Source organism: Arthrobacter sp. MYb23, from assembly GCF_002979775.1.
Classification (GTDB): domain Bacteria; phylum Actinomycetota; class Actinomycetes; order Actinomycetales; family Micrococcaceae; genus Arthrobacter.
In genome coordinates, this window is record NZ_PCPR01000031.1 from 38532 (window position 1) to 50086 (window position 11555).

Sequence of the window (11555 nt, forward strand, 5' to 3'; positions counted from 1 at the left end):
GGGTTCACGCTGCTTCGTCGGGTTCTACTGCACTTGCTGGTGCGGCGTCGTGGATGCGCAGGAGTCTCCACCGTCCGCTACCCAGGTGTCGGACGAGATCGAGGGTTATGGAGTGGCTGGCTTCCGGCTCCGCGGTTGAGGGCAGCAGTTGTACCCGCCAGATCTCGTGGTCTACCAAGCCGGCTCCGCTTCCCAGGGGTGCGCGGCTTTCTTCAAGCCACCATTGGCGTCGTTCGTACCAGCGCACAGGTTCGTTGGTGACTGTGTACTGCGTGCCTTTCCATTGGACTTCCTGCGGCTGGCCTGCGTCCGTGCAGCTCACACTTACTGATTCACTGAACAGCCCCATATCTTCACCTCTTTACGCCGGAGAAACCTTATTCGAAAGTATGTTCGAATAATTCAGTTTACGCCGCGTTTTGAGCAGAAACCTACCCTTGGATAAAGTACGTAGTTGTTTAAATTCCGTAGAAACCATAGTTTTGAGGTGTGACTGATACAGACCTCCAGCTGGAGCTTGCAGCATTGGAAGAGCGGGTGGCGGCGTTGGAAGCGGCTTCGGCCCGAAGTGCCGCACAGCCAAGTGCCGCACCGCCTGCCCCCGAAACCACCGACCCCTTCTGGGTTCTCTCTGCCTTGAAGCAGCGCTACGCCGATACCGCCGTCGTTACCTATGCGGGCAGTATTCCGGCGGGGGACCATCAGGGCTACAAGGGGGCCACGCCCATTGATTGGCAGTACGGTCTCCCCGTCACGGACATTCTTGCCCGCGACTGGGAAACCACTGGTGCTTCACACGCCCTCGTCGCCCTGGGGAGCCCCGCAAGGATCCGCTTCCTCCAGGAAATCCTTCGTGGCAATGACAGTGTCGCCTCACTGAGCGAACTTGAGGGTGTGGGGACGCCAGGACAGGTTTATCACCACCTCAGCCAACTGCAGGCTGCTGGTTGGGTTCGTCCCATGTCACGTGGACGGTATGGCGTCCCGGGGGAAAAGGTCATCCCCTTGCTGGTGATCATCCTTGCGTCAGGAGGCACATCATGAGGAGCCACAGCATGAGGAGTCGGCGGCTTCTTGCTCTTTCAGCGGTGGTTGCCGCGGTCACCATGGTCATGGGCACCCTCTTGGGCCCTCATATTCCCCGCCCCTTTGCTGACCGCACCGGGGACCCTCTCGTCGCGGGCCGACTGGCTGAACTCGCCTCTGACGGGGACTACCACCACCTCAGCGTCGCTGTGGTGACACCAGAGGTCACCAAGTTCGCTGGCCTCGGCGCAGACGAACGCACTTCCATGGAGATCGGCTCCATCACCAAGACCATGACGTCACTCCTTCTGATTCAGGCGGAGGGTGATGATGTGCTGGACATTACGGATCCGGCGTCGATGTACCTTGAACTCGGAACTCAACCGTTCACGTTGGAGGAGTTGGCCTCACACCGCTCGGGTCTTCCCCGAATTGAGTCCGGAATAGGCGCCTTCCTGCAGGGTTATGTCTCTCAGCTCAGGGGCAGCGATCCCTACACGGGCGGCGTTGAACAACTGGTCAGCGCGGCGCGTGGGTCCGGGTTGTCGGGCGCAGGAAGCGTCTCATACTCGAACATGGGTGTTGCGGTGCTGGGCCAGGCAGTCGCTTCCGCCCGGGGCCTCCCCTACGAGCAGGTGCTGAGCCAAGGAATATTCGAACCCCTTGGCATGTCAGATAGTTTCGCGCCGGTCAGTTCTTCCGGCCTCACGGACGATGCTCCCCGGGGTTTCACATCCTCTGGCAGGTCAGCCGATCCGTGGACAGGGAATGCCCATGCCCCGGCCGGCGGGGTCCGCTCCACCGCCGCAGATATGGCGCGATACGCCTCGGCGCTCCTCACAGCCGACCCTGCATTGCGCGTCGATCCGGCAGCTTCACTTGATCCCCGCTATAACGATGATGACGGCGGCTCAATCGGCCTGGCATGGTTCATCGACGAGAGGGATGGCCGCACCATCACCTGGCATAACGGAGCAACCGGCGGATATCGGTCAATACTTGTCCTTGATCGCGCGGCGGGAACAGCTGTGTACATCGCCGGGGACACAGCTAACGGCCCGGTGGAGGGGATCGCCCATGCGCTTCTTGCTGAGGCAACACGAGGGGATTTCCGATGATGTGGCTGTTGCCGGTCATTTGCGCACTGCTGCTGACACCGCATCTTGTGGCGGTACTGCCACGAAAACGGGCATCGGAGCGCACCGCGGGCAAGGCAGACAGACTCCGACTCATCACTTCGGCGTTCGAGGTAATCGCAGTGCTGGTCTTTGTCCGGCAACTCGGGACATGGACACCGGCAACAGCAACCCTTTGGTTCGTAGTAGTCGCACTTGCGGCTACCGCCCTTGCGGGGATGATGTACCGCAGCGCAGGCCTGCCGTGGATCACGGCCAGCTCATCCCCGGCCCGGCGCATACTTGGAACCGTAGCCGGGTGCCTGGTGGCCACCACGGTCGTCGTCGTACTCCTCCTGCTCTAGAACCGGCACAGGCTGTAGAACCGGCGCAGGCTCCTAGATACCACTCCGCGAGGCGGTCCGCTTGGAACGCTTGCCGATCTGTTTCACCAGAGCGTCGCGCCACGGCTGCGCACCCTGGGCGAGGGCAACGCCACCCATGAGCGAAGAGGCCAGCCGAAGTAATTGAGTGCGCACCACCCGCTCCCGGCTATAGGCGGCGAGCGCTTCCTTCAAGGGCCGCTCGTTCAGCAGCTTGCCCAGGTTCACAGCATCGATCAGCGCTTCGCAGGCACCACGGCCAAGGTTGGGGGTCATGGCGTGTGCGGCGTCCCCCAGCAACACCACGTTGCCCTGCGCATAACGCCTGAGCGGAGGCGTCGTCCAGATCCGCTGGGCCAGCGAATTACCCGGAGCAGCAGTGGAAAGAACACTCCGAACAGCAGGTGAGTACTGCGCATACCGGGTCCTTGTCATCTCAAGTGCTTCTGCAACATCAACCTTGTCCGGACCAAGGGCGGACCTGTAGGAGGCATACCAGTTGGTTCCATCACCAGCAGGTGCCAAGCCAAAAATCTCACCCCTCCCCCAGTACTCGCCAACGTCTTCAGCGGACGGGGTTCCGGGAATGACTCCGCGGACAGCAAGGAATGGAGTAGGCCTGGCAGCACTCCGCTCGCCCCAGTAGTCGCGTCGGACGATGCTCTTGACTCCATCCGCCCCCACAGTCAGCCAGGCGTTGGACGGCAGACGATCCACGCGCCCAGCCACCCTGGACACCGTGTCCGGAACTGCGGAATCCAGCAGCCTCAGCAATTCTGGCCGGGACACTCCCACCAGGCCCTCTCCCTCCATGGAGAGCATGGGATCCCCGGAGGGGCTGCGGAGGGCGCCGGTCTTGATGATGGACCCCCGGCTCCGAACAGCCCCAAGGATCCCCAGCTCGGCCAAGGCCCTTTGAGCCCCCGGCCACATGGCCAGAGTTGTCCCAACTGCAGGGAGTTCGGGCCGCTGCTCATACACGGTGACGTCAAACCTGCCCGGGTCCAGCCGCCCGGCGAGCGCCAGTCCGGCTATTCCTCCACCGATGATGTCCACTCTTTCCATGAGCACACTGTACTACTACATTTGTAGTGGTGAAAGGGGTTGAAGCTAGACTTTCGCCATGCCAGACCGACGAACTCAACTTGCCGATGCCGCGCTCGCCGTCGTCTCCGCCAAGGGACTCAAGGGACTCACCCACCGGGCCGTCGACGCCCAGGCCGGCGTCGCCGTCGGAACTACCTCCAACTATTTCCGCAACCGTGCAGCGCTAACGAGCGCCGCCGTCGACCGCGTTGAAGAACGTGACCGCCTCCTGCTGCAGCAGGGACCATCGGAGATCCCGACGTCGGCAGCATCCTTGGCAGAGAACATCGCCGGTGCAGTCATGGGACTCGCGCGGGAAAACGCCGAACTCACCCGGGCCAGGTTCGTTTTCGCCCTCGACCAACCCGAAGTGGTCGCTGCCGGACACGAGCGCCTTGTACATGCCTTGGCGCAACTGCTCGAGTCGATGGGAATAGCCGAAGCACGCAGCCGGGCAGAAGCAATCTCCGACTACAGCGACGGCCTTGCCCTCCACCTCCTGACCGCGAGGAAGGGGCAGGACATTGACACAGCCGCAGTGGCACGCAGCATCCTGCGCCTCTTGGAGGGCTGAAAGTCAAGGGGTGGACGGCAGCCGGTCCACAGAGCAGGATTGTGGAATGAGCACCAATGACGCACTCCTGAAGCAGGTCAACATCTCCGCCGAAGAAGACAACCTTGTGGCAAGGTTCGAAATCGACGGCAACATCCCAGGCTCCGGCGCTTACGTCGTGGGCCTTGTTGCTGCCAGCGAGGATTATTCCTCGCAGCGCAGGCTCGGCATCGAATTCATGAACGGCGAGGCGATCTCGTTCTACTCCTTCAACCATTCCCTCAGTGCTGAGGAAAATTACGACATCAAGGGCGTGGAGCACTCGGGCAACGTCATCACGGGGAACTTCCCCATGTCGGCCATCCATGGGCTGAGCAAAGGCCACGTCATGACGGGCTTCAGCGAAGCGGACGGCCGGGAGTTTCAATCCGGCGTACCGGTCACCGAGGCTCTCTAAGTTCTAGAAGAGGCCTTCCACCGGTTCAATGAGTTCCGGTGAATTGTTGCGGACATTTCCCACCGCGGCACCCACCGGGTCCAGTGTCCACGCAGCTGCGGCATCGTGTGCCCTGGAGCGGACCAACTCCACCAGCCCTTCGGCGTCCTTTTCCCGCGGATCCAGCCAGGCTTCCATCGTCTCTGTGCTCATCGGCAATGGAACACGGTCATGCAAGGCGGTCAGCTCATCAAAGACCGAAGCGCTGCGCCGGGACCTGGCCGACTCAGCCGTAGGGGTGTCCGCGGTCAGGATGGACATGGACAGCAACCAACGGGCAGGGTCATCATCAGAGGCCGACTGGTCACGCCACCACTCGTACAAGCCTGCAAAGACCAAGCCCTGGCCGTCTCCCGGGTGCACGTAATACGGCTGCTTGTTCTTGCCCTCGCCCTTCTTCCATTCGTAATAACCGTCAGCAGGAACCGCGCAACGCCTGGCCACCGCGGCCTTCTTGAAGGACGGCTTCTCCAACAGCGTCTCGCTTCGAGCGTTGATAAGCCGGGCACCGCCCTTGGGATCCTTCGCCCACGAGGGCACCAGCCCCCACTTCGCCACGTGGAGCTGCCGTTTCACATCGTGGTCAATCAGCCTTTCCAAGACGATGGGAACAGCATCAGTCGGAGCCACGTTCCACGATTTCTCCAGGGCGATTTCCTTCTCAAGTTCGGCGTCAAAATCGGCGAGCAGATCCCCCACCGCACGGGCCATCACATAACGTCCACACATGGCAACAGTCTGCCCTTTCCCCGCCGAACGCACCAGCACAGGCATGTGACGTAACCCTGCTTCGCGGCTGAACGGGAATTATTCGGGAGCGGGTTACCGTTGATAACAACGAAACATCCAGTGCACAACGAACCACAACCGAGGAGAGCTCTGTGGACTTCACTCCCGACTCCGGCACCATCACCATGTTCTCGACCACCTGGTGCGGTTACTGCAACCGCCTGAAGAAGCAGCTGGACGCCAAGGGCATCGGCTACACCGAGATCAACATCGAAGAAGTAGATGGCACTGCCGAACTCGTCGAGCAGCTCAACGGAGGAAACCGCACCGTCCCCACAGTGCTTTTCCCTGACGGAACCGCGGCCACCAACCCGTCCGCTTCCGAGGTTGAGAAGCGCCTGGTCGCCGCGTAAACTGCCGCGGTCATGCTGCCGGGCCCGCACGGAACAATCCCACTCTGTCTGCCACCTGTGATAGACAGAATGGGAATCCGTAGCGGGCCCTTTTTCGTCTTGAAAGCAGGACCCGCTCCCCGTTAGCCCGAAGGGAACATCTCCATGGTCCACGCAGTCAAAGGTGTCGTCGTCCGCTCCAAAGGCGCACCCGCAACATTAGAAACCATACTGGTTCCCGAACCCGGCCCCGGCGAGGCCTTGGTGGACATCCTCACCAGCGGCGTCTGCCACACCGACCTCCACTACAAACTCGGCGGCATCAGCGACGATTTCCCCTTCCTCCTTGGCCATGAAGCCACCGGCGTCGTCAGCGCAGTCGGCCCCGATGTCACAGACGTAGCCCCGGGCGACCGCGTGGTCCTCAACTGGCGTGCAGTCTGCGGCAACTGCCGGGCATGTAACCGCGGCCAGGCCCAGTACTGCTTCAACACCCACAACGCCACCCAAAAGATGACACTCGAAGACGGCACGGAACTCTCACCGGCCCTCGGCATCGGCGCATTCATCGAAAAGACCCTGGTCGCCGCCGGGCAATGCACCAAGGTAGACCCCGACGCCGACGCCGCCGCGGTGGGACTGCTCGGCTGCGGCGTCATGGCCGGTCTGGGCGCAGCGCTCAACACAGGCAACGTCAAGCGAGGCGACTCCGTTGCCGTGATCGGCTGCGGCGGAGTGGGCGTGGCAGCAATCGCCGGCGCAGCGCTCGCAGGAGCCACCACCATCGTCGCGGTGGACATCGACGCTAAAAAGCTTGAGCGTGCCAAGGAACTCGGTGCAACACACACGGTGGATTCATCCGCAAGCGACCCCATTGAAGAAATCCGGGCTCTGACAGGCGGCTTCGGCGCAGACGTGGTGATTGACGCCGTCGGACGTCCCGAAACCTATAAGCAGGCGTTCTACGCCCGCGACCTCGCCGGCACCGTTGTCCTGGTTGGTGTCCCCACGCCGGAGATGACCCTGGAACTGCCGCTGTTGGATGTGTTCGGCCGCGGCGGATCACTCAAATCATCCTGGTACGGCGATTGCCTGCCCTCCCGCGATTTCCCCATGCTGGTGGACCTGTACAAGCAGGGCAAGCTGGACCTGGACGCATTCGTCACCGAACGCATCACCATCAACCAGGTCGAAGAAGCGTTCGACAAGATGCATGACGGTGCAGTCCTCCGATCGGTGGTCGAGCTGTGAGCGCCGGCAACGTCACGATCGATCACGTTGTCACCTCCGGGACGTTCTCCCTCGACGGAGGAACCTGGGATGTGGACAACAACGTCTGGATCATCGGCGATGACTCTGAATGCATCGTCATCGACCCCGCCCACAACCCCGAAGCAATTCGCGAGGCCGTGGGTGGCCGAACGGTCAAGGCCATCCTCCTGACGCACGGCCACGATGACCACATCAGCTCTGCCGGCGCGTTTTGGGAGCTCGTCAAAGCACCCATCCACCTGCACCAGGATGACTGGATGCTGTGGCGGGCCGTGTTCCCGGAGATTGATCCGGACGTGGCGATCGTGGACGGCGACGAGTTCTCCGTTGCCGGTGCAACGCTGAAAGCCATCCACACTCCCGGACACTCACCCGGATCCGTGTCATTCCACTTGGCCAGCGAAGAAACGCTCTTCAGCGGAGACACGCTCTTTCAAGGCGGACCTGGCGCGACGGGACGCTCCTATAGCGACTTCCCCACCATCATCGACTCCATCCGGACCAAGCTCCTCCCCTTGCCTGAGGAAACCGTGGTCCGCACAGGGCACGGTGATTCCACCACCATCGGCGCTGAAAAGCCGCACTTGGATGAGTGGATCGCCCGCGGACACTGACGCACCCGGGGTACCTTGCTGAGCAAGGCACCCTCCGGCTTGGTGGGGTAAGAGCTAGCCGCCTTACCCCACCAGGCTGCGGAAGTCGCCGTCGACGACGTCCGCGTACCCGCGGTAGGCCTCAATAACGGCGTCCTCCACAGTCTGGACATCCAGATGCGGGAGCAGATCGTTAGCTGCCCCGGCCGTGGCAGGATCCCATTCGAGGCCCAGCGCCGAATAACTCGCTGCCAGGACCTCGCGGATGGGTTGAGAGTCTTCCACCACAATCACGGAACTGAAAAGCCAGCCTCCGGAAACGACGCGCTGGGCGGTACCGATGAGCTTGATGCGGTGTGCAGGAAAATCGGGATCCTCGCCGTGCACACTGAACTCGCCAGGGCAATACTCCCCCGGAATTTCACCGACAGCAGCATGAACCCCCACACTTCGGAGCGCACCGGCCAGCAGCTCACCAAACTCCGAAAAGCGGGCCTTGGCACGAACGATCGCGTCCGGGTGCGGCTCGATGTGGTCTATCACCAAAGTCCCTTGGTGATACGCGGCAGCGCGGCCCCCGGCTTTCCGTATAAGAGGCTCGAACCCGAGCTTCCGGCAGGCCTCCTCCGCTGCCTGAAAACCAGGCAAGTTCGCATCGCGCTGGCCGAAAGCAACAGTAGGCTGCGGACGATACAAGCGAAGAGACGGGCCAAGTTTGCCGTTACGGGCACGCTGAAGCAGCTCCAAAGCAAAATCGAGGTCTGCCGCCGCACCCATGGATTCGTTCTGTCGGTAGGCCGTCAGCTGGCGGGAACCCGCGCCCGGATCACCCATCAGCTTTTCCTCAAGGTCAGGATCTGCTCGGCCCGCCCGAAGGGTCCGTTGAGGTCATGGAGCACGGTGGAGGTCAGACCAATGCCATCAGCACCAAAGGACACTTTGTTGTCCAAGCCCAACCATTCGCCAGCCGGCGCTCTGTACATATGGATCTGCAAGTCCACGTTCGGGAAGATATAGCTGTTTTCTCCGGGCGGAACACGGGCTGCGATCCCATTGGCGGTGTCAACCAAGCCCATCAAACGGGCCAGCTCAGAACTGTCGTGTTGATCCGTGAGCGGATGTGACGTACGGATCCACACCTTGCCTGATCCTGGACGGTGCCCCTCGGCAATGCGCATCTCCAAGGACCGGATGTAACCCCCGGGCCACACGCTGGCGCCATCCCACGGCTTACATTCGTCGGGGGCCGGCATGGACTCGTCTTCAACCGCGGCCACGGCGCTGGTGTCACTGGTGACCATTCGCCAGGCGGTGGCACGGATGGCCACCCGCCCCCCTGCCGAAAGCTCCGCCTGAAGGAGTTCAATGGTTCTTCCGGGCCTCAGGGTGGAAGTAGTGACCTGGAATTCACCCCCTGGAATAAGCCCGAGGATCTCGTAGCTGATCCGCGCCAGGCGCACGTCATCCCGTGGCTCATGGCGAACCAAGGCATCGGCGATGATGCCCGAGGCGGGAGCCATGTGTTGTTCGTGGGGATTCCACGCGCCCTGGGCGTGAATGGTGGACCGGTAGCGGCCCTCGCCCAGTGATTCGTAGTAGAAGTCGCCGTCCGCCAGTTCCGGTAATGCAGTAGTCAACCCAGGCCTTTCGCCGATCCAGCTGTAGAACTCAGACCACTGTATCCGCTGATTTGGCCCTCGCCCGACGCCGACGGAACACGACAACCCAGACAACGATTGCTGCCAAGGCAGCGACACCCACCGCAGCTCCAACGGGTGACGCCGCCGCTAATGCCAACCAGGCCTCCAAAGCAGCAAGACCGATAGTCGCGTACAGCAGTGCCCAGATGACAGAACCTGCTACGGCGGCGGGAAGGTAGCGTCGGAGCGGCATGCGGGCAGCGCCGGCTGCGAGGTTGACGGCCGTTTGGAGGCCAATGGTTAGAAAAGAAAGTACGACGGCGTAAGGGCCCCAGCGCTGAATCAAGGCTTGGGCACGGGCTGCTTTGGGTCCCTGGAGGGAATTGCCGAAGCGGGTGTGCGAAAAACCGGCTACGGCTCCCCGCCCGATCCAGTAGGTGGCGTTGACGCGGATCATGACAATGGCGAAGAGCGCGGCAAGAGCGACACCGAAGGGCAAACTCATGATCTGATCCACTCGACTTAGGCTACCCTAAGGATTCGGAGAATGAGGACTTGGTCCCCGTAGCCGGCCCGGTGAAACCCTAGGATGAGTCCATGGATCTCCGTGATGCCACCCAAGAGCTCTACGCCGTGATGCCCCGGGACTTCACGGCTGCGCGCACCGCGTTGGCACGTCAGGCCAAGGACCGCGGCGATAAGGACCTGGCACAGCAGATCGGCAGCCTCCCTAAGCCGGCAGCCGGCGCCTGGGCCATCAACATGCTGGCCGTCCACAAGCCTGAGGTGATTGACGGCGTCGTGCGTTTTGGGCATTCCCTGCGGGCTGCCCAGGAGGAAGCCGATGCCGCGGCCTTTCGCGAGCTTGGGCAGCAACGCCAGGGGCAACTGACATCGGCCGTACACGCTGCCAAGGACTTGGCAGGCGGGTTGGGAGCGCCGTTGAGCGCGGCCGCCGCAGCAGATGTCGAGCAGACCCTGAGGGCGGCGATGGCCGACACTGGAGCCGCAGCAGCAGTGGCGACCGGCCGACTGGTGCGGGGGTTGAGTGGCAGTGGGTTTGAGTCCGTCGACCTCACGGATGCCGTAGCCGCGGCCGGGCCGGACGACATTCCCGAAAATGAAGAGAAGGCCACCGGGAAGAGTGGGATCAAACCGCCCAGGAAGGCATCGCCGCCTGCCAAGGAACCAACCGGAACCAAGAAAAAGGAAGCAAAGGAGGAGGCAACATCCCTGGCTGAGCGCCGGGCCGCAAAGCAACAGGCAGCACTGAAAGAAGCCCGCAGTGACTTTGAGGCAGCCAACAAACTAGCTCAAAGCGCCGAGGATGCAGCGTCCAAGGCATGGGAACTCGTCAACGAGTTGGCCGATCGTCGAACAACCCTGAAGTCCGCCATTGATGAGGCCAGGAACCGGTTGGCAAAGCTGGAGGCAGAGCTGATTGGCCTCACCCGGGATGCCGATGCTGCCGAATCCGGGAAGAAGCTCGCAGTACGGGCCGCCGCGCAGCAACGACGCGCCGCGGATCAGGCCCAGCGGCGTGTGGATCGGTTGAGTTAGTCCTTCTTCTTACCCACCGATGTCTTCAAGTGATGCGTCGCCGGCCCTTCAAGATAGTTACCCTCCGGAGTGAAACGCGAACCGTGCAACGGGCAGTCCCAGGATTTCTCGGCATCGTTCCAGCTCAGCAGGCCGCCCAGATGGGCGCAGCTTGCGGAAACCATACAGACTTTGCCGTCCACTGTGGACACTGCCGCCGGTTCACCTTTATAGAGCCCGACGACGCCGGTCCCTTCCGCGGGATGGGTTTCGTCCGTGATTTCAGGGTTGCTCCTGACTTTTGCCCTGTCCTCAATCATCCGCTTGGCAGTGCCCGCGTTGAGCCGAATGGCTTGGAGGGCACCCTGTGGTGAGGTAACCCTGTGATGGATGGTGGTTGCCCAGTCTGACTGGCCGCCCAGGATGTCCGACGTAATGGACAGCGCGACCGCGACTCCGTTGCTCATCCCCCACTTGTTATAGCCTGTGCCGAACAGGATCCTGCCATGTCCCCTGGGCAACTTGCCAAAGAAGGGCATCAAGTTGGTGGCCTGGTAGTCCTGGGCAGACCAGGTGTGGGTGACCTCTGCTCCGGGATAGTGCTGTTTGGCCCAACCCAGCAGTTCGTCCAGATGGTGTTTCGGTGACGCCGCCCGGCCACCGGCGTGCCCGTAGCCACCCACCAAGAGCAAGTCTCCTTCAGCAGTGGGGTGGGTGCGCTGGGAGCGGGT

General features: G+C 62.1%; 16 protein-coding genes. 9 read left to right on the top strand and 7 right to left on the bottom strand.

Features of this window, described 5'->3' with window-relative positions:
* Nucleotides 1-4: 4 nt before the first annotated feature.
* The gene (locus CQ020_RS21815) at nucleotides 5-349 is read right to left on the bottom strand and encodes a DUF6504 family protein (protein WP_105693965.1); all 345 of its coding nucleotides are present in this window, start codon (nucleotides 347-349) and stop codon (nucleotides 5-7) included.
* Between the two features lie 140 nt (nucleotides 350-489).
* On the opposite strand from CQ020_RS21815, the gene CQ020_RS21820 reads away from it, so the two are divergent.
* The 3 genes from CQ020_RS21820 to CQ020_RS21830 are packed head-to-tail and all read left to right on the top strand — an operon-like array spanning nucleotide 490 to nucleotide 2506.
* A complete protein-coding gene (locus tag CQ020_RS21820; RefSeq protein ID WP_105693966.1) occupies nucleotides 490-1044 on the top strand; it encodes a winged helix-turn-helix domain-containing protein in 555 nt (184 codons plus the stop codon).
* A gap of 11 nt (nucleotides 1045-1055) precedes the next feature.
* On the top strand, nucleotides 1056-2144 hold the full coding sequence (locus CQ020_RS21825; protein ID WP_181151992.1) for a serine hydrolase: 1089 nt from the start codon (nucleotides 1056-1058) through the stop codon (nucleotides 2142-2144).
* Nucleotides 2141-2506, top strand: coding sequence for a hypothetical protein (locus CQ020_RS21830; protein ID WP_105693968.1), 366 nt, complete (start codon nucleotides 2141-2143; stop codon nucleotides 2504-2506). The genes CQ020_RS21825 and CQ020_RS21830 overlap by 4 nt, the downstream gene beginning before the upstream one ends.
* 33 nt (nucleotides 2507-2539) lie before the next feature.
* On the opposite strand, the gene CQ020_RS21835 is transcribed toward CQ020_RS21830, so the two are convergent.
* Nucleotides 2540-3595: an FAD-dependent monooxygenase gene (locus CQ020_RS21835; RefSeq protein WP_105693969.1), complete on the bottom strand. Its 1056-nt coding sequence runs from the start codon at nucleotides 3593-3595 to the stop codon at nucleotides 2540-2542.
* A gap of 52 nt (nucleotides 3596-3647) precedes the next feature.
* Here CQ020_RS21835 and CQ020_RS21840 point away from each other — a divergent pair, with 52 nt between their 5' ends.
* Both CQ020_RS21840 and CQ020_RS21845 read left to right on the top strand, forming a co-directional pair.
* Nucleotides 3648-4184: a TetR/AcrR family transcriptional regulator gene (locus tag CQ020_RS21840; RefSeq protein WP_105693970.1), complete on the top strand. Its 537-nt coding sequence runs from the start codon at nucleotides 3648-3650 to the stop codon at nucleotides 4182-4184.
* 46 nt (nucleotides 4185-4230) lie between these two features.
* The gene (locus CQ020_RS21845) at nucleotides 4231-4620 is read left to right on the top strand and encodes a hypothetical protein (protein ID WP_024816866.1); all 390 of its coding nucleotides are present in this window, start codon (nucleotides 4231-4233) and stop codon (nucleotides 4618-4620) included.
* A gap of 3 nt (nucleotides 4621-4623) precedes the next feature.
* Here the strand turns inward: CQ020_RS21845 and CQ020_RS21850 are convergent, their stop codons facing one another.
* The gene (locus CQ020_RS21850) at nucleotides 4624-5370 is read right to left on the bottom strand and encodes an SOS response-associated peptidase (protein WP_258142156.1); all 747 of its coding nucleotides are present in this window, start codon (nucleotides 5368-5370) and stop codon (nucleotides 4624-4626) included.
* A 170-nt stretch (nucleotides 5371-5540) separates the two neighbouring features.
* On the opposite strand from CQ020_RS21850, the gene CQ020_RS21855 reads away from it, so the two are divergent.
* The 3 genes from CQ020_RS21855 (at nucleotide 5541) to CQ020_RS21865 (ending at nucleotide 7666) form a co-directional block, all read left to right on the top strand.
* Nucleotides 5541-5801, top strand: coding sequence for a mycoredoxin (locus CQ020_RS21855; protein ID WP_024816868.1), 261 nt, complete (start codon nucleotides 5541-5543; stop codon nucleotides 5799-5801).
* Between the two features lie 144 nt (nucleotides 5802-5945).
* Nucleotides 5946-7031 carry an S-(hydroxymethyl)mycothiol dehydrogenase gene (locus CQ020_RS21860; RefSeq protein ID WP_105693971.1) on the top strand — a complete coding sequence of 362 codons (1086 nt, stop codon included), beginning with the start codon at nucleotides 5946-5948 and terminating at the stop codon, nucleotides 7029-7031.
* Nucleotides 7028-7666: an MBL fold metallo-hydrolase gene (locus CQ020_RS21865; RefSeq protein ID WP_105693972.1), complete on the top strand. Its 639-nt coding sequence runs from the start codon at nucleotides 7028-7030 to the stop codon at nucleotides 7664-7666. Before CQ020_RS21860 ends, CQ020_RS21865 begins: the two co-directional genes overlap by 4 nt.
* 63 nt (nucleotides 7667-7729) lie before the next feature.
* Here the strand turns inward: CQ020_RS21865 and CQ020_RS21870 are convergent, their stop codons facing one another.
* From CQ020_RS21870 to CQ020_RS21880, 3 genes are read right to left on the bottom strand one after another with little or no spacing between them, the layout of a single operon-like run.
* A complete protein-coding gene (locus CQ020_RS21870) occupies nucleotides 7730-8479 on the bottom strand; it encodes a lipoate--protein ligase (protein ID WP_105693973.1) in 750 nt (249 codons plus the stop codon).
* Entirely contained in the window at nucleotides 8479-9282 is an 804-nt protein-coding gene (locus CQ020_RS21875; RefSeq protein ID WP_105693974.1) for a thioesterase family protein, read from the bottom strand. Before CQ020_RS21875 ends, CQ020_RS21870 begins: the two co-directional genes overlap by 1 nt.
* Nucleotides 9283-9313: 31 nt before the next feature.
* The gene (locus CQ020_RS21880; RefSeq protein WP_105693975.1) at nucleotides 9314-9802 is read right to left on the bottom strand and encodes a DedA family protein; all 489 of its coding nucleotides are present in this window, start codon (nucleotides 9800-9802) and stop codon (nucleotides 9314-9316) included.
* A gap of 80 nt (nucleotides 9803-9882) precedes the next feature.
* Here CQ020_RS21880 and CQ020_RS21885 point away from each other — a divergent pair, with 80 nt between their 5' ends.
* A complete protein-coding gene (locus CQ020_RS21885; protein WP_105693976.1) occupies nucleotides 9883-10845 on the top strand; it encodes a hypothetical protein in 963 nt (320 codons plus the stop codon).
* Here CQ020_RS21885 and CQ020_RS21890 read toward each other — a convergent pair.
* On the bottom strand, nucleotides 10842-11555 hold a 714-nt coding region (locus CQ020_RS21890; protein WP_146117223.1), incomplete at its 5' end, for a Rieske 2Fe-2S domain-containing protein. The genes CQ020_RS21885 and CQ020_RS21890 overlap by 4 nt on opposite strands.

Coding starts and splice junctions, on each gene's coding strand:
- CQ020_RS21845 (WP_024816866.1), top strand. CDS start 4,231: ATGAGCACCAATGACGCACTCCTGAAGCAGGTCAACATCTCCGCCGAA.
- CQ020_RS21850 (WP_258142156.1), bottom strand. CDS start 5,370: ATGGCCCGTGCGGTGGGGGATCTGCTCGCCGATTTTGACGCCGAACTT.
- CQ020_RS21885 (WP_105693976.1), top strand. CDS start 9,883: ATGGATCTCCGTGATGCCACCCAAGAGCTCTACGCCGTGATGCCCCGG.
- CQ020_RS21825 (WP_181151992.1), top strand. CDS start 1,056: ATGAGGAGTCGGCGGCTTCTTGCTCTTTCAGCGGTGGTTGCCGCGGTC.
- CQ020_RS21815 (WP_105693965.1), bottom strand. CDS start 349: ATGGGGCTGTTCAGTGAATCAGTAAGTGTGAGCTGCACGGACGCAGGC.
- CQ020_RS21870 (WP_105693973.1), bottom strand. CDS start 8,479: ATGGGTGATCCGGGCGCGGGTTCCCGCCAGCTGACGGCCTACCGACAG.
- CQ020_RS21830 (WP_105693968.1), top strand. CDS start 2,141: ATGATGTGGCTGTTGCCGGTCATTTGCGCACTGCTGCTGACACCGCAT.
- CQ020_RS21860 (WP_105693971.1), top strand. CDS start 5,946: ATGGTCCACGCAGTCAAAGGTGTCGTCGTCCGCTCCAAAGGCGCACCC.
- CQ020_RS21840 (WP_105693970.1), top strand. CDS start 3,648: ATGCCAGACCGACGAACTCAACTTGCCGATGCCGCGCTCGCCGTCGTC.